The sequence below is a fragment of the Deferrivibrio essentukiensis genome, assembly GCF_020480685.1.
In the GTDB taxonomy this organism is placed as follows: domain Bacteria; phylum Chrysiogenota; class Deferribacteres; order Deferribacterales; family Deferrivibrionaceae; genus Deferrivibrio; species Deferrivibrio essentukiensis.
On record NZ_JAJAFU010000016.1, the window covers coordinates 25122 to 49861 of the forward strand.

At 34.0% G+C, this 24740-nt stretch carries 28 protein-coding genes; 4 read left to right on the forward strand and 24 right to left on the reverse strand.

Annotation, left to right across the window (positions count from 1 at the left end; translation table 11 throughout):
• Nucleotides 1-6: 6 nt before the first annotated feature.
• The 9 genes from LF845_RS08390 to LF845_RS08430 form a co-directional block, all read right to left on the reverse strand.
• The gene (locus tag LF845_RS08390; protein ID WP_242820566.1) at nucleotides 7-813 is read right to left on the reverse strand and encodes a metal ABC transporter ATP-binding protein; all 807 of its coding nucleotides are present in this window, start codon (nucleotides 811-813) and stop codon (nucleotides 7-9) included.
• Nucleotides 806-1678 carry a metal ABC transporter solute-binding protein, Zn/Mn family gene (locus LF845_RS08395; RefSeq protein WP_242820567.1) on the reverse strand — a complete coding sequence of 291 codons (873 nt, stop codon included), beginning with the start codon at nucleotides 1676-1678 and terminating at the stop codon, nucleotides 806-808. Before LF845_RS08395 ends, LF845_RS08390 begins: the two co-directional genes overlap by 8 nt.
• A 351-nt stretch (nucleotides 1679-2029) precedes the next feature.
• A complete protein-coding gene (locus tag LF845_RS08400) occupies nucleotides 2030-2485 on the reverse strand; it encodes a C-GCAxxG-C-C family protein (protein ID WP_242820568.1) in 456 nt (151 codons plus the stop codon).
• Nucleotides 2482-2874: an acyl-CoA thioesterase gene (locus LF845_RS08405; protein WP_242820569.1), complete on the reverse strand. Its 393-nt coding sequence runs from the start codon at nucleotides 2872-2874 to the stop codon at nucleotides 2482-2484. Before LF845_RS08405 ends, LF845_RS08400 begins: the two co-directional genes overlap by 4 nt.
• Nucleotides 2875-2882: 8 nt before the next feature.
• Nucleotides 2883-3575: a DUF554 domain-containing protein gene (locus LF845_RS08410; RefSeq protein WP_242820570.1), complete on the reverse strand. Its 693-nt coding sequence runs from the start codon at nucleotides 3573-3575 to the stop codon at nucleotides 2883-2885.
• A complete protein-coding gene (locus LF845_RS08415) occupies nucleotides 3576-4145 on the reverse strand; it encodes a phospholipase D-like domain-containing protein (RefSeq protein WP_242820571.1) in 570 nt (189 codons plus the stop codon).
• Nucleotides 4108-4680, reverse strand: a complete 573-nt coding sequence (yihA, locus tag LF845_RS08420) for a ribosome biogenesis GTP-binding protein YihA/YsxC (RefSeq protein WP_242820572.1) — start codon at nucleotides 4678-4680, stop codon at nucleotides 4108-4110. The genes LF845_RS08415 and yihA overlap by 38 nt, the downstream gene beginning before the upstream one ends.
• Complete coding sequence (locus tag LF845_RS08425) at nucleotides 4677-5522, reverse strand: DHH family phosphoesterase (RefSeq protein WP_242820573.1); 846 nt, start codon at nucleotides 5520-5522, stop codon at nucleotides 4677-4679. The genes yihA and LF845_RS08425 overlap by 4 nt, the downstream gene beginning before the upstream one ends.
• A 4-nt stretch (nucleotides 5523-5526) precedes the next feature.
• Nucleotides 5527-5946 (reverse strand): secondary thiamine-phosphate synthase enzyme YjbQ, encoded by a 420-nt coding sequence (locus LF845_RS08430; RefSeq protein WP_242820574.1) that lies wholly within the window; start codon nucleotides 5944-5946, stop codon nucleotides 5527-5529.
• A gap of 69 nt (nucleotides 5947-6015) precedes the next feature.
• Here LF845_RS08430 and LF845_RS08435 point away from each other — a divergent pair, with 69 nt between their 5' ends.
• Nucleotides 6016-7419 carry an NAD-binding protein gene (locus tag LF845_RS08435; protein WP_242820575.1) on the forward strand — a complete coding sequence of 468 codons (1404 nt, stop codon included), beginning with the start codon at nucleotides 6016-6018 and terminating at the stop codon, nucleotides 7417-7419.
• Nucleotides 7420-7421: 2 nt separating this feature from the next.
• On the forward strand, nucleotides 7422-8582 hold the full coding sequence (locus tag LF845_RS08440; RefSeq protein WP_242820576.1) for a cation:proton antiporter: 1161 nt from the start codon (nucleotides 7422-7424) through the stop codon (nucleotides 8580-8582).
• 190 nt (nucleotides 8583-8772) lie between these two features.
• On the opposite strand, the gene LF845_RS08445 is transcribed toward LF845_RS08440, so the two are convergent.
• On the reverse strand, nucleotides 8773-10662 hold the full coding sequence (locus LF845_RS08445) for a putative nucleotidyltransferase substrate binding domain-containing protein (protein WP_242820577.1): 1890 nt from the start codon (nucleotides 10660-10662) through the stop codon (nucleotides 8773-8775).
• A complete protein-coding gene (locus LF845_RS08450; RefSeq protein ID WP_242820578.1) occupies nucleotides 10655-11467 on the reverse strand; it encodes a mechanosensitive ion channel family protein in 813 nt (270 codons plus the stop codon). Before LF845_RS08450 ends, LF845_RS08445 begins: the two co-directional genes overlap by 8 nt.
• 92 nt (nucleotides 11468-11559) lie before the next feature.
• Here LF845_RS08450 and LF845_RS08455 point away from each other — a divergent pair, with 92 nt between their 5' ends.
• Entirely contained in the window at nucleotides 11560-11985 is a 426-nt protein-coding gene (locus LF845_RS08455) for a ClpXP protease specificity-enhancing factor SspB (RefSeq protein WP_242820579.1), read from the forward strand.
• A gap of 1 nt (nucleotide 11986) precedes the next feature.
• Nucleotides 11987-13075 (forward strand): mechanosensitive ion channel family protein, encoded by a 1089-nt coding sequence (locus LF845_RS08460; RefSeq protein WP_242820580.1) that lies wholly within the window; start codon nucleotides 11987-11989, stop codon nucleotides 13073-13075.
• Between the two features lie 23 nt (nucleotides 13076-13098).
• Here the strand turns inward: LF845_RS08460 and LF845_RS08465 are convergent, their stop codons facing one another.
• The 13 genes from LF845_RS08465 to LF845_RS08525 all read right to left on the reverse strand — a co-directional run bounded on the left by LF845_RS08465 (nucleotide 13099) and on the right by LF845_RS08525 (nucleotide 24739).
• A complete protein-coding gene (locus LF845_RS08465; protein WP_242820581.1) occupies nucleotides 13099-13887 on the reverse strand; it encodes a menaquinone biosynthetic enzyme MqnA/MqnD family protein in 789 nt (262 codons plus the stop codon).
• Entirely contained in the window at nucleotides 13888-14427 is a 540-nt protein-coding gene (locus tag LF845_RS08470; protein WP_242820582.1) for a manganese efflux pump MntP, read from the reverse strand.
• 8 nt (nucleotides 14428-14435) lie between these two features.
• On the reverse strand, nucleotides 14436-16010 hold the full coding sequence (locus tag LF845_RS08475; protein ID WP_242820583.1) for an aspartate:alanine exchanger family transporter: 1575 nt from the start codon (nucleotides 16008-16010) through the stop codon (nucleotides 14436-14438).
• 1 nt (nucleotide 16011) lies between these two features.
• A complete protein-coding gene (locus LF845_RS08480; RefSeq protein ID WP_242820584.1) occupies nucleotides 16012-16593 on the reverse strand; it encodes a TetR/AcrR family transcriptional regulator in 582 nt (193 codons plus the stop codon).
• Nucleotides 16583-17410 (reverse strand): pyrroline-5-carboxylate reductase, encoded by an 828-nt coding sequence (gene proC / locus LF845_RS08485; protein ID WP_242820585.1) that lies wholly within the window; start codon nucleotides 17408-17410, stop codon nucleotides 16583-16585. The genes LF845_RS08480 and proC overlap by 11 nt, the downstream gene beginning before the upstream one ends.
• Nucleotides 17410-18354: an alpha/beta hydrolase gene (locus LF845_RS08490; protein WP_242820586.1), complete on the reverse strand. Its 945-nt coding sequence runs from the start codon at nucleotides 18352-18354 to the stop codon at nucleotides 17410-17412. Before LF845_RS08490 ends, proC begins: the two co-directional genes overlap by 1 nt.
• Nucleotides 18351-18785, reverse strand: coding sequence for a metal-dependent transcriptional regulator (locus LF845_RS12030; protein WP_242820587.1), 435 nt, complete (start codon nucleotides 18783-18785; stop codon nucleotides 18351-18353). Before LF845_RS12030 ends, LF845_RS08490 begins: the two co-directional genes overlap by 4 nt.
• A 41-nt stretch (nucleotides 18786-18826) precedes the next feature.
• Nucleotides 18827-19810 (reverse strand): MBL fold metallo-hydrolase, encoded by a 984-nt coding sequence (locus LF845_RS08500; protein WP_242820588.1) that lies wholly within the window; start codon nucleotides 19808-19810, stop codon nucleotides 18827-18829.
• Nucleotides 19800-21344: a bifunctional aminoglycoside phosphotransferase/ATP-binding protein gene (locus LF845_RS08505; protein WP_242820589.1), complete on the reverse strand. Its 1545-nt coding sequence runs from the start codon at nucleotides 21342-21344 to the stop codon at nucleotides 19800-19802. Before LF845_RS08505 ends, LF845_RS08500 begins: the two co-directional genes overlap by 11 nt.
• Entirely contained in the window at nucleotides 21341-21856 is a 516-nt protein-coding gene (locus tag LF845_RS08510; RefSeq protein ID WP_242820590.1) for a cysteine hydrolase family protein, read from the reverse strand. Before LF845_RS08510 ends, LF845_RS08505 begins: the two co-directional genes overlap by 4 nt.
• A complete protein-coding gene (locus LF845_RS08515; RefSeq protein ID WP_242820591.1) occupies nucleotides 21853-22686 on the reverse strand; it encodes a deoxyribonuclease IV in 834 nt (277 codons plus the stop codon). Before LF845_RS08515 ends, LF845_RS08510 begins: the two co-directional genes overlap by 4 nt.
• A 6-nt stretch (nucleotides 22687-22692) precedes the next feature.
• Nucleotides 22693-23685: a class 1 fructose-bisphosphatase gene (gene fbp, locus LF845_RS08520; RefSeq protein ID WP_242820592.1), complete on the reverse strand. Its 993-nt coding sequence runs from the start codon at nucleotides 23683-23685 to the stop codon at nucleotides 22693-22695.
• A gap of 82 nt (nucleotides 23686-23767) precedes the next feature.
• Complete coding sequence (locus LF845_RS08525) at nucleotides 23768-24739, reverse strand: GDP-mannose 4,6-dehydratase (RefSeq protein WP_242820593.1); 972 nt, start codon at nucleotides 24737-24739, stop codon at nucleotides 23768-23770.
• Nucleotide 24740 lies beyond the last annotated feature (1 nt).

Sequence of the window (24740 nt, forward strand, 5' to 3'; positions counted from 1 at the left end):
CCAAACCTATTTAACGCTGTTAAAAGTATTCATACACTTATCCCTATGCTCACACTTTGTAAGGTGGTCTATCTCTTCGCTGACATAAGCACCAATTGAGCATGTATGCTCATCATGAATACCATACATTATTTCCATCATCTCTTTTGTAAGCTCAGGCTTGTCATTGTAAAGCAGATATCTGTTAACGCATGCCACACTATTAATTTTGGTAGCAAGCAAATTCAGATTATGAGTCACCATAATTATAGTCTTATCGGCATTTATCTTTTCCAAAAGGCTAAAAAAACAAAAGCTTCCATAGGGGTCAATATTTGAAGTAGGCTCATCTAAAATCAGCAGCTCAGGGTTAGAGATAAGTGCTCTTGCAAGGTAAACCCGCTGCACTTGCCCGCCAGACAGCTCGGTCATTTTTTTATCCTTAAGCTCTAACATCTCAAGCTGCTCAAGCACATCTTCAGCCTTTTTTGTTTCACTTTTTGAATAACCAAATCTAAAAAATCTACTCTGCAAACCAAGGAGTGTACATTCCAAGACGCTTAACGGGATTTCATTTTTGTTATTTGTCTTTTGGGGCACATATCCAATCCTGTCAAGCACGCTTGAAGGTGACTCACCAAATATCTTTATTTCACCCTTTGTAGGTTTTAAAATACCTAACAAAAGTTTGACAAGGGTAGTTTTCCCACCGCCATTAGGCCCAACCACCATTAAAAAATCTTTTTCCCTAACGTTTAAGTTTACATTTTCAAGTGCATATGAGCCATTGTATGCAAAATACACATTTTCTACATTTACAATATAGTTACTCATTTTCCCCCTTACACTTTTTTTCAAAAGCATTTTTAATCAATTCAAGTTCGCCAATATAGTTGTAACTTAAAGGATTAACTTTTATTATTTCAATATTAAGCTGCTTTGCAAGCGTATTTGTAATTCTACTGTCAATTTGCGGCTGGACAAAGAGGAATTTTACATCCTCTTTTCTGGCAAAATCAACAATTTCTCTTATATGACTCATTGAAGGCTCAATCCCTTCAGCCTCAATTGCCACTTGCTTCAATCCGAAATCTTTTGCAAAATATCCCCAAGAAGGGTGAAAAACAAGGATATTTTTACTTTCACACCTGTCAAAAGTTTTTTTGAAATTTATCACAAGCTCGTCCATACTCTTTACAAGTTTTTGATAATTAGATTCATAAAGTGGAAGGTTATCTTTGTCTGCTTCAGCCATAAAATCTAAAATATTTTTTGCCATAATTTTAACATTATTAGGACTTAGCCAAATATGAGGATCATAAAAATTGTTATCTCCCTCATTTTCATGCTTTTCATCATGACTGTGCTTTTCAAGCCTCTGTTTTGTAATATCCTTATCTATATAAACTACTTTTACCCCCTTATTTACCGAATATAATTTTTCAAGCCATACATGATCAAATGTATCCCCTATTGAAAAATAATATTTTGCCTTTGACAGCTCTCTCATCTCCTTAGGCCTTGGCTCAAAAAGATGAGGGTTAAAATTTTCCGGGACAAGCGCTTTTACCTGATATTTCCCCCCCACAATATTATCTGCAATATATTTTACAGGTGAAATACTTACAAAAATAATATCCGCAGAATAAGATAAGTGACTGAATAAAAGTATAATTACGCATAAAAACCACTTTTTCATACCATTGCTCCTGCAACTCAGTTGCAAATACTTTATAACTATTTGGCTAAAAAGGCAATAATTTTGTTACCTCAGCGATATTTTTTGTATCTCTATAATTCAATGCTAAAAATGTTCAAGGTTCTAAGTATTAAGTATTAAGTGTTAAGTTTTAGCCTCTAAAACCTTTACAACTTTTATAACCTTTTCAACTCATATTAACTTACACAATTTATTTTTTGTCCAAGACTCACTGTTCACAATTCACTTTTCACTATTCACAAATCTTGTACCCTTCAATGTTCTTTCGTAGCACATTATTTTTTTAACCACAGATGATTAGATTGCATACTTTTTAAGAGGATATTTTAATTAGTCTATTAGATTTTCATCAATCAATATGTCAATAAGAAGCTGTGCACAAAAGCTCGAAATTTGCGGACAATGCTTGTATTTACCAATACCAAAAATCAACTCGCTCCTTTTTGTCAAAGACTTGCAACAGGTAGTTTTAAACTTTTCTTTAAACCGCTCCATAAAAATCTTCCCTAACTTTTGGGAAAGTCTTTTGTCCTCATTGGGACTTTTTCTTCCGGTCAGACTCCCCGCTATCATTACGGAAGATGATACTGCACCGCATACGCAACCTGAAGCACCAATCCCCTCACCCAAAATGGTCATAGACCTTTTAAAATCATCGGAAAAAAATATTCCTGTTACATCTTCAAAAGCTTTTAAAACTGCCTCCGAGCAGTAGTACCCCTCATTGAAATACTTCTCTGCCAGTGTTTTTACTTTGTCTATTTTAATGCTTTTAGTATCACTCATTTATTCACTTCCTCAAACTTTTCTTTAAGCATTTGTGGCACTTCACAGCTTTTCCCTTTACTTGCATCAAAACATGCAAGAGTAGTTTTTGCCTCGGCATATACAAGACCGCTTCCATTGTGCAAAATATATTTCCCTTCAAACCGTGTCCTTGAAATCTGATAAAATTCCATGTCTATTATTAACTTATCACCCAAAGACACGGGACGCTTGTATGAACACTCTACATCAGTTATTAACAAAAAGATATTATCCTCTTTCAGTTTTAAAAAGTCATCCAAAAATAGCTCTGTCCTTGCCGCTTCCATCAATGTAAAATATTTGGCATGATTTAAATGCCCATACATATCCATATCGGAAAACCTTAGTTCAATCTCCTTTGAAAACATCTATCACCTCAAAAATATGTTATTTTTATAAAGTCATATAAAGGGATTATAAAAAGTGCAGGCAGCATGTTTGCCGTTTTTATTTTGACAATATTAAGCATATTAAGCCCAATCCCAACAATGATAATCCCGCCCACAACGGATATACCGTTTACATAAATTTCATTTTCCAGCAAAAACACTGCACTTGAGGCAAGAAGACTTAGCCCGCCCTGATAAATTAAAATTACTATTGCAGAAAACAATACACCTATCCCAAGAGTGGATGTCAATATAACCGAAGAAACACCATCCAACATGCTTTTAACATACAAAACGGAAGGGTCATTGTTTAAACCGTCTTTTATCGCACCGATTATTGTCATTGAGCCCACACAAAACAACACGCTTGCAGTAACAAACCCAAGCACAAATGTATTTGAAGTGCTTCTCGTCTTATTTTGAATATATGAGCCAACTTTATCGAGTTTATCCTCGATATCAATAATTTCACCAATTATAGTGCCAACTACCAAAGAAATTAATGCAGCTAAAAAATCATGCTCCTCAAAAGCCATCTTCGCCCCTAAAACAATTACAGCAAGCCCCAAAGCTTTTAAGACTGACTCTTTTAGCTCACCTTTTATTCTTTTACCAAAAAAAAGCCCTATAACTGTCCCCACAGTTACTGCAGCAGCATTAACAATCGTCCCTAAAACCATCTACCTAACCAACCTTTTGATATATTTTACTGCATCACTTGCTAACCCTTCGGAAACTATTCTCACAGTAGTTTCATTATTATATTTAAACGCACTGTCAGTATAATTGTGACTACCAACATAAGTTATCTTTTCATCGATAACCATTAGCTTTGCATGTGTACGCACATCTTTTGAATCAAACACAACCGTTGCGCCCGCTTTTAACAGTTCTTCGGCAGTTTCTTTGTTAATATCGGTAGTAATGTCATTCCCTTTCCCTAAATCCATAACGACAAAGACCTTTACACCTTTTTTCAAAGCACTAATCAATGCTTCCTCCAAAAGGGTGCTCATTTGATGCCTATCATCAGTCGTCTTAAACATATAAATAGCTATAAAAATATTTTTTTGAGCATCCGTAACATCTTTTATCATAGAATCCAAAAGATATCTGTTAGGCAGAAATGTAACCTTGGCGTCATATGCCTCAGGTCTTGCATAAATGTTTGTAATAGAAACATAAATTATAAAAAAAACAGCAAAGATGTATTTAATATAACGTTTTGTTAATCTTTTCCCAAGCCTCATCAGTACCCCTTTTCTTTGTAGCTGAAAATATTACAAAATTTTCCTTAATTAAACCCAATTTATCGGAAATCACCTTCGCCTGCTTAGCTATTTCATTTCCAGATAGTTTGTCAGACTTGTTCAAAATAAACAAGACGTCACGGTCAAGTTCATAAAGCATATTAATAACACTAATATCATCTTCCGTCGGCACCCGCCTGATATCAAGTATCAAAACGCATAATTTAAGCTGATTTCTCGAAGAGATATAAGCATAAATATTTTTAGACCAGCTCTCTTTCTCTTTCTTTGATACTTTAGCGTATCCGTATCCCGGCAAGTCTACAAAAACCATCTTATTGTCAATATTAAAAAAGTTTATGAGTCTTGTCTTCCCCGGTGTTTTACCTACTTTGACAAGACTTTTTCTACCAAGCAACACATTTATTACACTGGATTTACCCACATTACTCCTGCCCAAAAAAGCGACTTCACTTAAATCATGAGCCGGATAATCTTTTGGCAAAAGAGCCGATTTTATAAATTCCGCATTCAAGGCAGCACCCCACAATTAGTTAGAAAAGTTTTTAAGCAAAAATCGAAGTCCGTAGAAAATCCAGCAGCATTTTTATGTCCACCACCGCCATTATTAACGGCAATTTTACTTACATCTATATCATTTTGGGAGCGTAGAGAAATCTTCTTTTTCTGAGCATTGATAATTACCGCATACTGAGCTTCAGTATTATTTATTATGTGATGACCAAGCTCAGAATTATACCTTTCCGCAAAAATTACCGCAAATTTTCTCCCTTCAACATCCTCGAAAAATGTAAGATTTTTTAATGCATTATCAAGATATTTACTCTTTGACTCCTCTTCAATCTCAAGCAGCATCTTTTCATACTTGTCAAATTTCGTGGAAGGATTTTCCAAAAACCTTTTTACAAATCTATCTATCCCCACTAAAGAAAAATACATATTCATTGTTAAACTATCTTCCCGTTTTAAGTGCCACATATCATAATCATTAACACACTCTGCAAACTCTCTGTAATCTTCCACATCACAGCCAATCTCTTTAAGCCACATAAGCGTCAATAAAGTAGCCGATTTTGATATATCATGATAAGAATCTATTAACTTGCTAAGTCCTTCTGAAGTTTTATGATGATCTATAAAGAATAATTCGACATAGTTTGTCAAAAACTTAGCAGTTTCAATGGTAGGTGAAAGGTCTGTAATTATAATTTTATTGAAGTTATTGTAATTTTTAATAAGGTAATTATCTATTTCATCATAATTGAGGTAAACCGTATCAGCCACATCAAGATACTTTTTTATCAATACGCCACATCCGGCACCATCAAGATCGTTATGTGTAACATGCAAAATCATAAATTTATTCTCCGATTATTTTAATAAGTACTCTTTTACGTCTTCTTCCATCAAATTCCCCGTAAAATATCTGCTCCCAGGGTCCAAAATCAAGCCTACCGTTTGTAACGGCTACAACTACTTCCCTTCCCATAATCTGCCTTTTAAGGTGAGCATCCCCATTATCTTCCCCGGTTAAGTTATGTTTGTAAAGACTTAGCGGCTCGTGCGGAGCAAGCTCCTCAAGCCACCTTTTATAGTCACTGTGCAAACCTGATTCGTGGTCATTTATAAACACTGAAGCAGTTATATGCATTGCATTAACAAGGCAAAGTCCTTCTTTTATCCCACTTTCGTTTACAGCCTGCTGCACCTCAGATGTAATATTTATAAATTCGACCCTTTCTTTTGTATTAAACCATAATTCTTTTCTGAAAGATTTCATTTTACACCTCTTTAATTGAGTGCTATATTATTAACAAAATAATTCTTAATAGTAAACAAGGGAAAGTATATGATAATAATTTGTGGAATAGGTTATTTTGAAGAGCAACTTATAGCTAACATAAAAGATAGAGAAGTAATTGCCATTGAATTGGACAAAGAAAAAGCTGCCAAAATTGAATCTCAATATCCACATGTTAAAACAATTGTTGGTGATGCAAGCAGTGTTTTGGTATGGAAAAAAATAGACCTGGATAATGTTCAGCACATCATAACTGCCTTCAAAGATGCCGATGTAAGTCTTGAAATTTGTTTTTTTATCAGAAAAACCTTTAAACTTGACCTTCCAATTTTGGTTATTTCATATTCAGGGGATATTGAAGATAAATTTGCTGAATTTGGTGTCACACTAATAAACCCCCTTGAGATGTCAATTAACCTTGTAATAAATAAACTCAATAAAAATTATTCGAAAGCTATCGATATAGGTATAAGAAAAGGTGAGCTGATTGAAATGAATGTCTTATCAAAATCTCACCTGACAGATAGAAAATTAAAAAATATTAAGCCTTCAAACTGGCATGTAGCAGCTATCTACAGAAATAATGAAATCGTTATCCCCACTGGCAATGTTAAAATAGAGGTAGGGGATAAAGTTATTATATTTGGTGAACCTAAGGTTTTGGAAAACCTTGCAAATATATTCTTAAAAGGTATCCCTCAATTCCCCCTTCAATATGGTAAAATTATGTCATTGTATATCTTCTCTGACAAAGATTTACTCTCATTAGGAGGAAGTGTCCATCTATTTAAACATATAAGGTCGCAACGGCTTGAAATAATTGCTGTGGATACTGTTGTCGGAGAAGAAAAGATTATTTCACTATTTGAGAAAAACGAAATAACAAAAGATTTTGGTATAATTTCCACCCAAACTTTTTTTGAAAATCTAAACAGACCTGATAATGGAATAAATGTATTCATACAAAGAAAATCTACATTCTTGAAAAAACTTAAAATAAAGCAAATCTTGAAAGAAACATTAAAGCCTACAGCTCTTATGAAAAACGGCTCTGATTTTTCAAAAATAATGGTAAGCCTTAATAGCCCTGACATGACACACATTCTTGAAATTGCAGTGGAGCTTGCAAGATTATTTAAAGTGGAAGTAGAAGCGGTATACACTACACTTCCAAAGGCTTTGCGAAATGAGGAGGATGCTGAGCTCTTGCAAGAATCTTACACAATAGTTAATGATTTTAAATCTATATACAAAATAAACATTAACTATACAGTAATTGAGGGTAATCCCGTTAGGGAAACTTTAAGATTTTTATCAAAGGAAGATAGTTTGTTATTCGTCATAGGTTATGAGCGATTTAATCCAGGCTCGTTTTTCAAACCATCCGTTGCATATCATCTCGCGACAAAAACAACATTTTCAACGATATTAATACCTCAGAGTGTAGATTAAGTATGTCAGCACATGAAGCTTTACTTTTATTTTTAATGGCAGCCATCGCTTTTATATCCCCATACCTTGGCAAAAAGCTCCGTCTACCAATACCTGTAATTGAAATTTTATTAGGTATATTGATAGGCACATTTATCAACATTGATAAACATGCATTTACTATCATAAAATTTATATCTGAATTTGGTTTTTTGGTACTTATGTATTTAGCAGGGCTTGAGCTTGACATAGAAGATTTGAAAAAGACTCCGAAAAAAGACTTTTTAATATATGTGCTATACTACCTTATAGTAATAGGTGTGCTTTTTGCCACTGCCATCTTATTTAACCTACCAATACCTTTGGTCCTCTTGGTATCTATGTCGGCAATCGGGCTTTTATACCCAATCCTTTCAGCAAGTAATGCATTGAATACAAATATCGGAAGGACACTCTTAATCATTGGTAGTGTAGGAGAAATAATAAGTCTTATAATCATAACTGCAACAACAATATATTACAGTTACGGCTTCAGCATTAAGTCTGTTTACCATATTTCGGAAATTTTATTTTTCTGTATTTTTGCCTATCTGGCGTTAAAGAGCTTGAAACTCTTCTCATGGTGGTATCCAAGCACGCTGCTTAAAATTGTCAGCAGTGACAACTCTGCAGAGACAGGAATGCGTACTAACTTTTTAAATATGCTTGTATTTGTCGCCCTTGCCGCATATTTGAACATTGAAATCATTATTGGAAGCTTTATTGGCGGAATGCTTTATGCAACAATTTTAAAAGACAACGAAGATATAAGAGAAGGTTTTGAAATGTTTGGCAACGGTTTTTTGATACCTATCTTTTTTATTTATGTTGGTCTGGCATTTGATATTAACAGCCTTACCAATATTACAACAATAATATATGCGGTTTCTCTTTCCATAGGGATATTTGTGGTAAGACTTCTGGCAAGTCTTGTTTTTGTATTTGCTGACATAAACTTAAAAAGTATAATTGCAATACCTTTAAGCACCTCTTTCCCGTTAACACTTTTAGTAGCATTTGCAGAGATAGGAAAAGCTACAAACATATTAAGTGTTGAAATGGCAAGTGCAGCAATCTTGACATCCATACTGACAGCTATTATCTATCCACCTATTCTAAAAGTGGCAATGAGATTTGCAAGATAAGCTTATTTATCGCTGCGCCCTATGCAGTTATAAAACTGTAAACGGTGAAAAGTGAATCGTGAACAGAGATTTTGTGGACAAGCGATAAATTGTGTAAGCTAATATGAGTTATAAAGGTTGTAAAGGCTTAACACTTAACAGTTAATACTTAACACTAATAGTGAACGTTGAATAAAACGGGTGACGGTGGTTAAGGGTGCCCTTTAAAATATTTCAAGCTGTTATTTAAATATTTTGTTATTGTGTTTAAAGCATTTTTAAGCCTGTTTTGGTTGTAAGTGGACAAACTTTCAGGATTTATATATTTATTAACTTTTTCACCCTTCTTTGCCGACTTTATTTGATTTCTAAGTACTATATCAACTACAACTTCATAAGCCTTAGACACTTTCCCTACAGTCTCATCCGAAAGTATATGCTTTCTTTCAAGATGCTTTAGTCTTTCCATTGTATTCAAGCTGCTCAGCTTCTTTGCAAGCGTATAAGCCCTTGTAACATCAACGACTATAGAAAGAGCATAAGGTTTTAGATTAAGCTTGTCCTTATTTTCCCCTTCTTTTTCAACTATAAACTTTCCAAACAATGATACAGGTGATTTAAAGTTAGTATCATTTTCTAAAAACTGAATAAGAAAAATCGGCTTTTCTGCTATAATGTCGAAAATAAACTCTTTTAACTCCCAGACAAGACTATCGTGACCGCAAAATGTATCCATATCAAACACGATGGAAGACCTTAAAAATCCACCACCGCTTGAAGGATCATTGACAATTTCAGCTATGCTTTTTTTCCACTCCCTCAATGTCTTGGACATATTAGGGTTGGTTACCATAACATTGCCAGGACATTTCTTATAGCCGACATAATCAAGATTCTCGACAAGTTTTTTACCAAAATCCTTCAGGATACTTTTCTCAGTTTGTGTTATATCATCATCAAAAATAAATCCATTATCTTGGTCAGGGTCAAGCATCATCTCCTTTCTCGCACCGCTCCCCATTATTATCAATGCGTGCTTGATATCACATACATTTATTCCTGACTTTTTATAAAATTCTTGGGTGGTAATTTTATGTACCTGTTTTTGAATTGCCAGATGGACTGATGATATTATCGGCAAGACATCTGCGGTCATTCTGCTTGACTCTATCAGCTCATCAGCGACCTTATAGAGATTAAGGTAAGAGTTTCTAAGCTCATCAAGACTTTCAGAAGATTCAATATGTGAGGTGTATATATTGATACTATTATACAAAATCTTAAGAATATCCTTATTTGAAATTATCCCTATAGGCTTTTCATTTTTGACAATTACACCATATTCTTTATTTCTGGCCTGCATCTCTGCCAAAACTTCCACCAAAGGATATTCTTTGGGCACCTTTACAATATCTTTGTCGACAAAATCGCATATTTTGGCATTCAAACCATATCTGTCAGCATTTGGCAAAAAGTTGTGTACCAAAGACTTAGCTGTTAGTATCCCAGATACGTTTTCATTATCCGTGACAATCAAACTTCCTACCTTATTTGAAGACATAATTTTACTTGCTTCAATAATCGGTATATCTTTCTCAACAGTGATTACAGGAAATGTCATATAATTTCCCACAGGCTTATAAGTAAAACTTTTTGAAAAACTGTTGTCTTTATTTTGAAAAAGATGAAGCCTGTCATTAACTACTGAATAAAAATACTTACTAAAAGCCTCACTTTCATTTATTAACTTATATATTGTTATCTCGGGTATAAATAATAGCGTCGATTGACCGACTGAAACCCCCGTCACCACATAACTTGACTTTCCAAGAAATGTGGTAAGCCCAGCCAAGCCGCCTTTTCCCAAAATCTCCAGAATTTTTCCTGCTTCATCAATCAGTCTTATTTCGCCATTAATTATAAGGTAGATACCCTTATGGTAGCTTTCCGCCTTATTAAAAAGTATCTCACCTTCCGTCAAGTTAATATAGTTGGCACTGTCTGCAATACTTTTTAAGAGCTTTTCCCCTAACTCATTAAGTATTTTTATGTCTTTTACAGTATCCAAAAAATCTGAAAAATTTATTTCACTTTTAAGCATTTTCCACTCTTTTAATGCTTATATCCATCTGAGGGTATGGGATACTAATACCGTTTTTATCAAATTCTTCCTTAATTTTTTCAAGAATATCGCATTTTAAAGTGAAATAATCACCATTATTCACCCACACTCTAAGCCCAATATCAATACCACTTTCGCCAAGATTTAAGACACCTATAAAAATAGCGGGCTCTTTCAACACCCTTGCATCGCTTTCGGCAATCTTTTTCAAAATATCTTTGGCAAGCTTAATATCATCCTCATACCCAATCCCCACAACTATATCAAGTCGCCTATTTTCTTCAGCCGAATAGTTTATTATTTCTGACCCTGTTATCTTTGCATTAGGCATGTAAACTACTTTATTGTCAGGTGTCTTAAGTCTTGTATTAAAAATTGACACTTTATCAACCATACCCGTTATCCCGCCAATTTCAACAGTATCGGAAACTTTAAAAGGCTTTGTCATCAAAATCATTACACCTGAGCCCAAATTTGAAAGATTATTCTGCAAAGACAAACCGATTGCAAGAGTAGCAGCACCAATTACTGCAGCAATAGATGTAGTCCTCATGCCAAGCGTGTTTAATGCTACAACAATGGAAATAATAAAAAGTGCGTAATAGATAAGGTCGCCCAAAAATTTTCCAACCATCTCATCAACTTTTGCCCTCTCCATAGCCTTTCGGCTAACTTTCTTTACCTTGTTGGCAATAAACTTTCCGGCTAATATAATTAAAATTGCAATGGCAAGCTTAGTCCCATACTTAATCAACAAATCAACGTAAACATCTAATCTTCCCATAGAATCCTCCTTTTCAACCAATAAATTATAGCATAAAATATTAAAATAAAACCATACTTTTAAATTTTATAATTATATGCTACTATTATATCATGAATACAAGCACAAAATTAAATATACTTAAAGAAATACTTTATTCCTCTGAAAAAGTGTATCTCCATATAATGGTGCATCCTGAGCTCTTTATAGGTAAAAGAGGATTAATAGGCAAAGAGAATGAAGAAGGTATTGTTTTGGTATTTGGGCCACAATCTTATAAAAACCTTGAGTTTGAAGAAGACGTTATATATGTAGAAATGAGATTTGCGGGAAAATGGGAAAGTTTGGTGATACCTGTATCTGCCATTACGACAGTGTTCGACTCTCCGGTAGCTCCTACATTTGTATTCAACTTTAATGTACCTGACATAGAACGCAAAAGTAAGGAATCCCAAAAAACTATTACTACAGATAATAAAAGTGCAAAAAAGCAAAGTCCAAAAGGCAAAGTAATAAAAATTGATTTTAAAAAGGAATAATATGGAACTTTATAATGATTTAAAAGAACTCCTCGAATATACCATACTGGATGTAAAGCTAAAACAGCTGCTCATATTTTTTGGGATAATATTTTTGGCACTATTTTTTAAGCAAATTATTACAAAAATTATTCTAAATCACTTAAAAAAGATTGCTTCTAAAACCAAGACAGACGCTGACGATGAGCTGATAGATGCCTTGGAGCAACCGTTAAAACTATCCGTAGTAATTGCTGGATTTTACATTGCTTTTTCAACTCTTTACTTGCCAGCAAACGCAAAAACTCTTGTAAACCATATTATGAATTCATTATTTATATATGCAATATTTTGGGGGATTTATCGATGCGAAACCCTGTTAGAAAGAATTATTGAAAAATTCCTAAAAAATAGAGATTTTGAGCTTGTATCAAGTTTTCTTCCATTTATAAGTAAATTTATTAAAACAACAATAATAATTTTTGGCGTTATATTCATTGTTCAAGAATGGGGCTACAATGTGGGAGCTCTCATTACAGGGCTTGGTATTGGTGGTGTTGCCGTTGCTTTGGCTGCAAAGGATACGCTGGCTAATCTTTTTGGAAGTATAATGATTTTAATAGACAGACCTTTTAAAATAGGTGATTGGGTAGTCATTAATGACATTGAAGGTATAGTGGAAGATATAGGTTTTAGAAGCACACGTATCAGGACATTTGCAAAGGCTCTTGTCAGCGTCCCAAACTCAGTAGTAGCGACAACTGCCATAACAAACTGGTCAATGAGGGACAGAAGAAGGATAAATTTTAATATCGGCGTCACTTATTCGACACCAAGACACTTACTTGAAAAAGCAGTCAAAGAGATAGATGAAATGTTACGATTACACCCGCAAATTCATAAAGACCCTTTGATGGTATATTTTACAGATTTTCAGGCAAGTAGCCTTGATATTTTTATCTACTGCTTTGCAACAACCGCAGATTGGGCTAAATATCTTGAGATTAAACAGGATGTTAATTTGAAAATTATGGAAATATTAGAAAATCTCGGAATAGATTTTGCATTTAACTCTATGTCTGTTTATATTGAGAAAACACCTGAAAAATAGATTATGATTAAAATAAATTAGTATTAATCTAAGAAAAAACTTAACTCAGGCACACTCTTTATTTCACCAATTTCGTTAGCAAGTCTGTAAAATTCTTTTAATCCTGCAATATGGGTATCTGTCAGGCTGTAATCTATTGTTTCCCAATAATCTATAATCTGGTATGAAGTCAGCCCTTTAAAATAATAATGGTCAATTAATGAAGAGAGATTTTGCTTGCTGTCCTCTTTTATTTTTAATAAAAGTTTCTTAAACTCAATCATTTCATCCCTTTTGGTATTGACGGCCTCTTTTGTAACAAGCCACAGAGCATACACAAACGGAAGTCCGGTAAAATTATTCCACTGCTCCCCCAAGTCGTAAACATACTTAAACCCTTTTTTATAATATTGAAAAAGGGCTTTATCACCGATATACAGATAAGCATCGGCATTATTCTCATCAATTGTAAAATTAGCCTTCATTTGGTAAAATTTTTTAAAAAGTATCTTCAAAAGCACAACGCTTGTCCCCGACTCAGAGGTCAGAAAAATATTTTTATGGCTCAGATAACCGATGTCATAGTTTGAAAACAGACACACACTTTTTACCTTAATTTTGCTGCTGATGGAAATATTTGGAATTATAAGGTAGTTATTACTATTTCTTGCGTACTCGATACTGCTGCATGGGGTAACATCGACCCCACCTTCCCTGACAGCCCTGTTTAAAAAAGAAGGGAATGCAGAGATAAATTTTAACCCTTCATACCTCTTTAACATATTGAAGATGGGGAACACATTAGCATAACTGATTTCGCCGATATTAAGCATTTATATCACCAAAAATTTTATTCCGATTGTTACAAGCACAAGTGCACCAACTTTTTCGGCAAAGCCACCAAAAAAGTTTTTACTTTTACTGCCAAAATATACACCTGCCAAAGACATAATTAGACAAACAACACCGATAATCCCCGCATTCAAAAATATACTCCCTTTCAGAAGAGGAAGTGCTATCCCTACACCCAAAGCATCCATGCTTGTGGCAACAGATAAGATTATAAGAGAAAACCCTTTTGTAGGGTCTTTTATATAACACTTTTCTTCAGTTGACTTCATAGATTCTTTAAACATATTATAAGCTATAAAAAAGAGTATTAATGCTGCAATAATATTTAATCTATTGGAAAATTGATAGAGCTCTTTACCGATGAATGCCCCTATCAGAGGCATAAAAAACTGAAAAAGTCCGAAATGCCAGGCAAGTCTGAAGTAATGCCTGTAGCTGTTATACTTACATCCCACTCCAAATGAAACGCTAAAAGCATCTATACTCATTGCAAATGCAATCATAAATATTTCTATATCCAAAATTTACCTCAAAGCTTTATAAGGATTTGTGATAACAACATAGTTAAAATAAGAGAAAAAGGGTACACCGCAGCATAACTCACTGCAGGATAATCTGACTTTAAAATATTAGAAGACATTGTCAGCGAGGGGGTTGAAGTCATCCCGCCTGAAATAAGCCCCAAAATTTCAACCATATTCATTTTTAATACAAATCTTAAAATGCAAGTAAAGACTGTCAGTGAAACAATCAATGCAAACAGCGCCAAAAATATTGGTGTTAATCCATTTGTTTTTATGGCTTCCACCAAATATTTACCTGCACTCGTCCCGATGGTCGCCATATATATAAGCTGCCCAAAGGTTTTTAACAATGTTGTAGAGTGTGGCGAAAGTTGCCAAACGACAGGGCCGGTCCTGCCAATCCTTCCCAAAATAAGAGAAGTTATTAGTATACCACCGATAAAACTTAATTTAAACTTGCCAAGAAAAGGCAAACTCAAAGGGATAAAACCTACCAAAATCCCAATAACTATCCCGACGGAAATTGGCAAAAAATCTGCAGCAGGAAAAGCCATTAAATTATCACCTATAAGCTTTGTTACCTGCTCTTCATACTTTTGAGGAACAGTAATGTAGAGCTTATCACCTAATAAAAGTGTTGTCTGAGGTTTTGCATCAAAATCTATCCCTGAACGTCTTACTTTTGTAATCGTAACTCTCATTGCAAACAACTCTTTAATTTCACTAATCTTTTTTCCAACAATATTTTTATTTGAAACTAACAGTCTTAACACTTTCATATTGTCATGAAAATCAACATAACTGTCTATCTCTTCTCCAAGGATAATATTCATATTATCCACATGCTCTTTTCTTCCTGTCACTCTGACAATATCACCAAAATGTATTTGAGGGTCAACTTCATCTGCTTCAAATTCCGTTTCTATACGTTCAATTATGACATTGGACATATCTTCCAACTGAGATTTTCTTATGATTTTATTATTAAAATTTTCATTAGTGATTCTAAAGTTTTTAGATACAATTTTTGGATAATCCTTTTCTTTACTTAGCCTGTATCTTTCAACTTCCTTTTCCGCATCAGACTTTAATAAAATCGGAATCATTCTGACCAAAAGCACCGCAACTATTGTCCCAAAAGGGTAGACTATACCAAATATTACCGAAGTAACATGAGAATTACTTATTTCTACCGTAGCTGCAAGGGCAGGAGCACTCGACATAATACCTGTAAATATACCTGCTATAACATTATTATCATATTTCAATATCTTGCCAATAATAAAAATTATCAAAAATATTGATGTAACAAGGCAAAAAGCATATAGATTTAGTACCAGTCCATTCTTTTTTATATTTTCAAAAAATCCAGGCCCTGATTGCAAACCAACAGCATATATAAAAAACGCAAGACCAAGATATTTAAACTCTGAAGGGAAACTTACTCCAAAATGTCCGGCAATTAATGCTATTATTAAAATAGCCGAAATATCAAGGTAAAAACCTTTAACTTTGAGATTTCCAATAAAATATCCCAATGAAATTATTATAAAAAGATAGAGTACTGTGTATAATTCCATACTACTTAAAAGCTTTCAAAAATATTGGGAATAACTTTTCAGATGTTTCCTGCAAGTCCCATTCTCCACCTTTAAATATCCAAGTAGAAACAATTTCATCCAATGTCCCAAAATATATTTCTCTTGCAAGATAAACATCTAATTTCTTATTAAACACACCTTTTTGAATACCTTCCTCAATAACCTGCTCAATTAATCTAAAGTAATTTTTTAGATGACGCCTTACTTTTATCCTCAAATCCTTAATAGGCTGCCTTAGCTCAATCTGTAATACATTAGCCAGATAAGGGGTCTCAGTCATAACTTTAAAATGATACTTTAACAATGTCTTAAGCTTTTCTTCGGGGTTATCAATACCTGCAATCTCTTCTTTAGCCATGTTGACATACTCTTCAAGCTTTACCTTAAAGATAGTGACAAGTATATCTTCTTTATTGTTAAAGTAGTTGTATATTGTCCCGTCCGCTACTCCTGCGTCATTGGCAATATCTTTTACCTTTGCACCGTGAAAACCTTTCTGACCAATAATTTTAATGGATGAGTCTAATATTTTGTCAAACTTATTAGCCTTATTATTTTCCATTCTTCCTCCCAAGCTCTATCGATCTCATTGTAGCTGATTCCACTGCATTTATTAGAGTAGTTCTAAGACCACCTTGTTCGAGGGTATGAATACCTGCTATTGCTGTTCCACCCGGAGAAGTAACCATATCTTTTAATCTGCCGGGGTGCATGTCTGTTTCAATCTGAAGTTTTGCTGCTCCCATAACAGTCTGAGCTGCAAGCTTCATGGCAACGCTTCTGGATAACCCCATTTTTACACCGGCATCACTTAATGCTTCAATAATCATAAAAATATATGCCGGCCCGCTACCGGAAAGGCCTGTGACTGCATCCATCTGACTCTCATCAACAACAGCGACTTTACCAACTGCATCAAAAATTTTATATGCTATCCTCAAATCATCTTCCGCAACATGTGCACCAGGCGCAATAGCTGTCGCACCTTCCAAAATAAGAGCAGGGGTATTTGGCATAGCCCTTACAATTTTTAAATCCTTTTCCACAATATTTTCTATATATTCAGTACTAATACCGGCAGCAATTGAAATAATTAATTTTGATTTATCAAGCTTTGGAGCTATTTCCTTTAATATCTTTTCAAAAATCTGAGGTTTTATCGCCAGAACTATAATATCGGATTCAGTTACGAGTTTTTCATTATCCTTAAACACTACATTTATACCATATTCACTTTTTAGAGAATCCAGTTTTTCAATATCCACATCACTTGCACTGACAAAATCGCTCGGTACAAGATTTGCCTTCAAAATCCCTTTTATAAGTGCCGTTGCCATATTTCCAGCACCTATAAACCCTATCCTCTTATTCTCAAACATCACATTACCCCCAATATCCACTCATAAATCTTAGAAAACAGATTATCCATTAATGGATTTTCATCTGTCGTAAGAATATGTTTTACTCTATTATCATCCAAAATATCAATAGTTTTTCTTTCTGTTCCAATTTGTTTGAAGTAGTATTCAGTATAACCTGAATCAATAATATCATCGTATTTTGACTGCACCACGTAGACAGGGATTTTCATCTCAGGCAATAAAGGGATAAGATGCCTTGAAAGCTTTGTAAGCTGATAAATTCCTTCAACAGGTCTAACATTGTAATAATGGTCTGCAAACCTGTCTTCAAAATTTTCTTTTTTGCTAAATTTTATAAATTTTCTTAAAAACGGCACAAAAATAACCTTATTGCTTTTTATTTTAAAAGCCGGGGAAAGCATTATTAAGCCGTCTACTTTATTAAATATGGCAACCTCAGCTGCCAAAAGTCCACCCATAGACTGACCTATAACAAATACCTTTTTATTAGTATTTTTCAGCACGTAATAACCATATTTTAACCCCTCATACATATCCATAAAAGTAAGTTTATTAATATTTTCAGGGGAAGATGCGTGTCCCGGAAGCCTTGCACCGTAAACAGAAAAACCTTTTTCATTCAGATACTCACCCAAGGCTTTCATTTCAAAAGGTGAAGCGGTAAAGCCATGAATCAACAAGATACCTACATCATTTGACCCTTTAAGATAAAAAGGCATATTGTCTTTATTTTCTACACCTTCAGATATTGCTCTTTTAGTATCAAGAATAAAAAGCTCTTCAGGGTTTACCTGGGAAAGGTCAACATATGGCTTAATAATATTCTTATCTGGCGTCTTCATACTGTCGTACAAATAACCCCCCAATACTCCAAAAATTAACCATGGGATTATAAACCATTTTACAATTGAGCCGAGTATATTTCTGTCGCCTACTTTCAATTTTCATCACACTTTGATTTAAACTTGTCTATATTTACGCATTTTGTATCGCTTTCAAGGATAAAGTCAAGGAAACAGGACAATTTGTGAAAAATATCTTCATCAATCACATGCTCAATACGGCAGGCATTCTCTTCCGCTTCTTTTTCTTCAACATTTAAAATTTTAATCAAAAATTCTTTTATCCTTTTATGTCTGTGATATATCTGCTTTGCATATTCCAAACCTTCTTTCGTAAGTGTTATCCCTTTATATCTATTGTAGTTTACATAACCTTTTTCAGCTAAATACTTTAATGCACTTGTAACAGACGGCTTTTTAACGTTTAGCATTTCAGAAATATCTGTAGACCTTGCAACTTCATGTTTGCTTTCAAGGATAAGTATAGCCTCAAGATAGTCTTCCATATTTTTCGTTAATTTATCGTCCACTTCTCACCTCGTGCGGATTATTACACACTTAGCAATAAATTTCAAATTACTTTTTTATCTATCCCTTCGTATAACACTTTAAAGAAAATATTCTTTTCCATTTCATATTTTGGAGCAAAATGAAAAAAATGGACAAATTTGCTGTTTGACAGTTTAAATATTTCTTTTGATAGCTCTAACGTTAAATGTTTCTTTTTTATAGCGTGCATAACATCTTTTTTCAAAAACATTGCCTCTATCATAAGTATATGGCTATCTTTTGCGAAATTAACGGCTTTCTTGAAATTTTCGTAAGTTGGTGCAAGGTCAGTAATATATGTAATATCCTGTGGAGGTGCGTATAAAATAAGCTCATTTTCAAGGTCAATTACACTCTTTTTAACCATCTCCCCTTCCATTTCTACTTCAAAAAAACCGTTCTTGTCAAAACATCTCAATTTTGCTTTAAGCTCGGCAATCCAAGGCCCCTTTTTGTATCCAAATTGTTCTAGTGCATCCTTTTTCACACTTACATGGATATCTTCTCTGATTCTAAACCCCAAAGTAACAATACCATGGTCAAAAAATTCATAATCAAGAGTAAATCCATCACCTAAGCTAATTAATGTTCTTTCTTTTTCATACTCCTGTGGCACAAACCCTTCGCAAGCCTTAAACACTGCACCTTTTATTTTATCCTCATGAAGCTCAATCGCTTCAATTACAAGAGTATAATTTTTTATGAGATTCCAGGTATAGCCTGCAAGCTTACCTTTTACATTATTTATAAAACCAGGCGGGCCAAAAAATCTTAATCTACTGTCAGCACGGATAAACCCTCTCAACAAGCGGTCAAATCCGTAAAAATGGTCAATGTGAGTATGACTTACAAATACATCTGTAATGCTTAATACTTCGGAATTTGTTATGTTTCCTATTCTTCCACAATCAAGCAAAAATGCCGTCTTTTTGTAGATATTCCTGACAAAAAATGCCGAATCTTCAAAAGGGGAATTTATCTTTTTTATTATAAAGTTATTTCTCATTACTTATCAAAAATTTTATAGTTTTTTCAATATTTTCTTCTACCCCGCTTGTCGTATCAATCAAAAAGTCACAACCAATATCTTCAAAAGATTCCTTTTGTTTAAAATAGAGTTCAGGTCGCCCGTCAGTGGCAATTTTTTTATCTTTTCTATCAGCAAGCCTTTTTAAAATCGTATTATCATCCGCTTCACATTTTATTTTCAAAGGCTTTATATTAATATTTTCTTGAAATTGTCTCAAATATTCCTTTTTAGAAAAACTGCCGTCCACAATTGTCATCCTGTTAATTTTTAATTTTTCGTCCGCAAGTTTTCCTAACTCTTTGTAGATAGTTAGAGAATTTTCATATGAATATATCCCTTTATTAAAATCTTCATTTACCTTTTCAACTTTGTCTATGTTGAAATATTCTTTTCTAAATTCATCCGTATTAACTCTAAAAGATGGGAGTTTTTGATTTAACATTTTTGAATTCTTGCTCTTGCCTGAGCCCATAAGACCGTAATAAATTACAAGTTTAGGCTCAATCATATTTAAAGCGTATGTCAGACTCAAATCAAGAAGCCTTTTTAACTTATCTAATTCCTCAAGATATTTTTCACTGCCTTCCTCAAGTCCGTTTAACATAAAACAAGCTATCTTAACCCTTACATACGCTCTGTAACATTTATAAAAATTTAAAAGTCTTAATGTATCGCTGTCATTATAAACTGTTAGAAATCCTTTAAGACATGCATCAGAAAGCCCTATCTCTCCGGTCTGGTCAAGCTCCATTAAAAGAAATCCAAAGTCAGAAATCACATCATTATATCTAAATCTTTTATTAAATTCTATACAGTCTACAAGGCCAATACCGTTTTCATCTTCGTAAATATGCTCTAACCGTAAATCTCCATGACCGTCAATAATATAACCGTCAGAAAGCCTTCTTTCAAAAAGCTCTTTATTTCCTTCAAGAAAACCTAATGTTTTGTCCTTAATAAACTCATAAATGCCATTATCTATAAATTTACCTACAAAAGGTTCTGTTTGTTCGAAATTCTCCTGACAGTTTTTTAATATTACTTCAAAGCTTCCATTCTCTTTAGCATTTTCGTAATTTGTATTGATACTTTTAAAAAGTGTCCCGATATGTTTACCTATCTCAAAAATATATTTTTCATCAACTTGGCTATTTTTTATTTTAGTCGATAAAAAATTATTATCATCAATACGTTTCATCTTAAGGACATAATCAACCGTTACCAAAGTATTGTGAAAAGGGACAAGTACAAACTCTTTACCTCGTCTTGCTATCTTCAAAACCTCTTCATAAATCCCCTTTGAAAACCTTTCATTAAGCTCTTTTTCCAAGATACAATATATTTTTCTCTGAGTTGAAAGCTTAAAGTCCAGAAAACCAAAATCCACAGCTTTTTTCAACTTGTATACATAGTCCTTTGTAAGCATTACATAAGATATATGGGTTTCGATTATTTTTTCAGGCTTAACCAGCTCTTTTAAAATAAGTGCAGAGGGAGAGAGTTCGCTCATATTATTTCACCATTATGTACATTTTTTATCTGATAAAGACCGACTTCGTGACCATAATCATCAAGACCTATCACACAGTCTTTAGGAACAATTACTTTATAATTACGACTAACTGCGTCAGCTACCGTATATAGTACGCAAATATTTGTCACAAGCCCTGTAACGATGAGCGTATCAATACCGTGCTTTTTCAAAATTTCATCTAAATTTGTGTTGTAAAACCCCGAATATCTCGTTTTAGGAACAATTATATCTTCACTTTCTGGAGCAAGCTCTTTGACTACCTTTGCCCCGTCAGTCCCTTCAACGCAGTGTTTAGGCCAAATCTCAAACTCTTTATCGTTGGCGTCATGATTATCACACACATAAATAACGGGATAATTTTCTTTTTTGGCAATTTCTATCTGTTTCTTTATTGAGGGAATAATCTTTTCAGCACCTTTCACCTGCAAAGGAGCCCCTTCTAACACAAAATCATTAAGCATATCAACAATTATAAGAGCCTTTTTCATATGTCACCCCTCAAGCTCTTTAAGATTTCAATTTCACCTTTGTAAGTCTCCCCTTCTTTTACGGGAGTCTCTAAAATACCCAATACATTTTCAAATCTTCTATCGTTTACAACTCTTTTGAAAAAATCAATACCTATGGTCCCTTTCCCTAAAAGCTCATGTCTGTCAAGCTTTGAAGAGAAGTCTTTTTTAGAATCATTTAAGTGAAATACCTTTATTTTATCCCCAAATTTTGCAAAAAGCTCATCAAAAACTTTGTCATATTGGTTTACTATGTCAAATCCGGCCGAATACATATGACATGAGTCAAGACATATATTGAGTTTATGAGAGTATTTTGACATATTAAAAATTTTTTCAAAATGCTCAAGCTTATAACCAAGATTTGTCCCCTGCCCTGCAGTAATCTCCAAAAGTATAGAGGCTTCAAAACCATTTTCATCGTATGCTTTATCAATCATTTGGGCAACAAGTTTGAGTCCTTCATCTTCACCCACTCCAAGATGTGAGCCCGGATGGATTACATAATATTTTATATTTAACTGGTCACACCTTTTAAGCTCATCCACCATACTTAAATATGATTTTTCTTTAATATCCGGTTTAATAGAAGCCATATTAATGAGATAGCTACTGTGACAACAAACCGGTAAGCTATATTTATCATGAAGCTCAAAATATTTTTTTATGTCTTTGTCGCTAAGTGGTTTTGCTACCCAACGGTTTGAGTTTTTAACAAAGACCTGTATGCACTCGCAACCGTCAGCTGCTCCCCTTTCAAAAGCCTTGTAAATACCACCGCTAATTGACTCGTGAGCACCTAAAAACATATCGATTTATTTACCCATAAACTCTAAATACTTCTTTACTTCAAACTCCGAGCCTATAATTAGCGGAGTTTTTTGGTGTAGACTTTCAGGCACAATATCAAGGATATCTCTTTCTCCGTCAGTTGCCATCCCACCTGCTTGTTTGATTATAAATGCAAGTGGGTTAGCTTCATAGAGAAGTCTTAATTTACCTTTAGGATTTTTTGAATCACCCGGATAGAGAAAAATTCCACCTTTTAAAAGGTTTCTATGAAAATCAGCCACAAGTGAGCCAATATATCTTGTAGTGTAACTTCTTTCTTTATAATTCTTTATAAATTCAACAAAATTTCTTATTCTGTCATCCCACTTATGGTAATTTGCCTCATTGATACTATAAATTTTCCCTTCTTTCGGCACCTTCATATCAGGATGTGAAAGTATAAATTCACCAACTGATGGGTCTAATGTAAAGCCGTTGACTCCATTTCCTGTCGTATAAACAAACATTGTACTTGAGCCGTAAATCACATAACCGCTCGCTACCAAATCGCGCCCAGGCTGTAAAAAATCTTCTTCACAGCCGTCAACAGAGCTGTCCGATTTTCTTTTATAAATACCAAATATTGTCCCGATACTTATGTTCACGTCTATGTTACTTGAGCCGTCAAGAGGGTCAAATACTACAAGATATTTCCCTTTAGGGTATTTACTCGGTATACGTATTACCTCATCTACCTCTTCACTTGCCATTCCACAAATCTGTCCTGTATGGTCAAGCGCTTGAATCATCTTTTCATTGGCATATACATCAAGTTTTTGCTGCTCCTCACCGTGATAATTTGTGCTGTCGGTTTTGCCGATAATATTTACAAGACCAGCTTTATTTACTTCTCTGCTGATTATCTTTGCTGCAAAAGCAATCTGCTCTAAAATTAAAGTAAAATCTCCTGTTGCAGTTGGAAATTTTCTCTGTTCTTCAAGCAAAAATCTACTCAAATTTGTAAGCCCTTTACTCATATCTCACCCCGAAAGTAAATTTTATAAATTTCTAACAAATTATAATTCATAAATAAAGCAAAAATACCCGTTATTAAAATAACTAATCCACTAACGGAATTTTTGAAGCAAATTCGTAATTATCTTTATACCATTTTATAGTATTTTCTATCCCTTCTTCCAAAGAAACTTGAGGCTGCCACCCTAATATATTTTTTGCTTTTGACACTTCCGCCCATGTGGCAAGCATATCTGCCTTGTGAAATGGCTTATAATCATACTCCACTTTTTTATTTAGATATTTTGATATTAATTCTATGGCATATGATAGTTTGTGAGGGTTATTGTTACCAAGATTAATTATTTCATAGCCAACATTTTTAAGTGCTTTTACCGTTCCGTCAGCAATATCCGTAACATATGTAAAATCTCTTGACTGACTGCCATCACCATACAAGGTAATAGGCACATTTTTATCTATAAGGCTTATAAACTTAAAAATACTCATATCAGGTCTGCCCGCAGGACCATACACAGTAAAGTATCTCACTATTGTAACATCTATTCCGTATAAGTAATTGTAAGTATAACATGACACTTCAGCACTTTTTTTAGATGCAGCATAAGGGGAAATCGGCGTATTGACAGGCTTGTCCTCGCTAAAAGGGGTTTCAAGCCCTGCATAAAGACTTGAGGTTGATGCAAGCACAAATTTTTTGACACCATAATCTTTGCAAAGCTCAAGCAGATTAACTGTCCCTGTCGAATTTGTATCATAATAAACAAATGGATTTACAAGGCTGTATCTTACCCCCGCCCTTGCAGCCAAATTAATTACGGCATCTATTTTAAATGTCTGAAACAGTACACTCATCGCCTCAAAATCTGAAATATCGGCTTTAATAAATTTAAAATTTTTATTACTTTCAAATTGCTTGAGTCTATACTCTTTAAGCTCCGGGCTGTAATAATCATTGAGATTATCAACTCCCACCACAAAGTGCCCTTCATCGAGAAGTTTTTTCAGCGTAAAAGATGCTATAAAACCTGCAACACCGGTCAATAATATATTCATA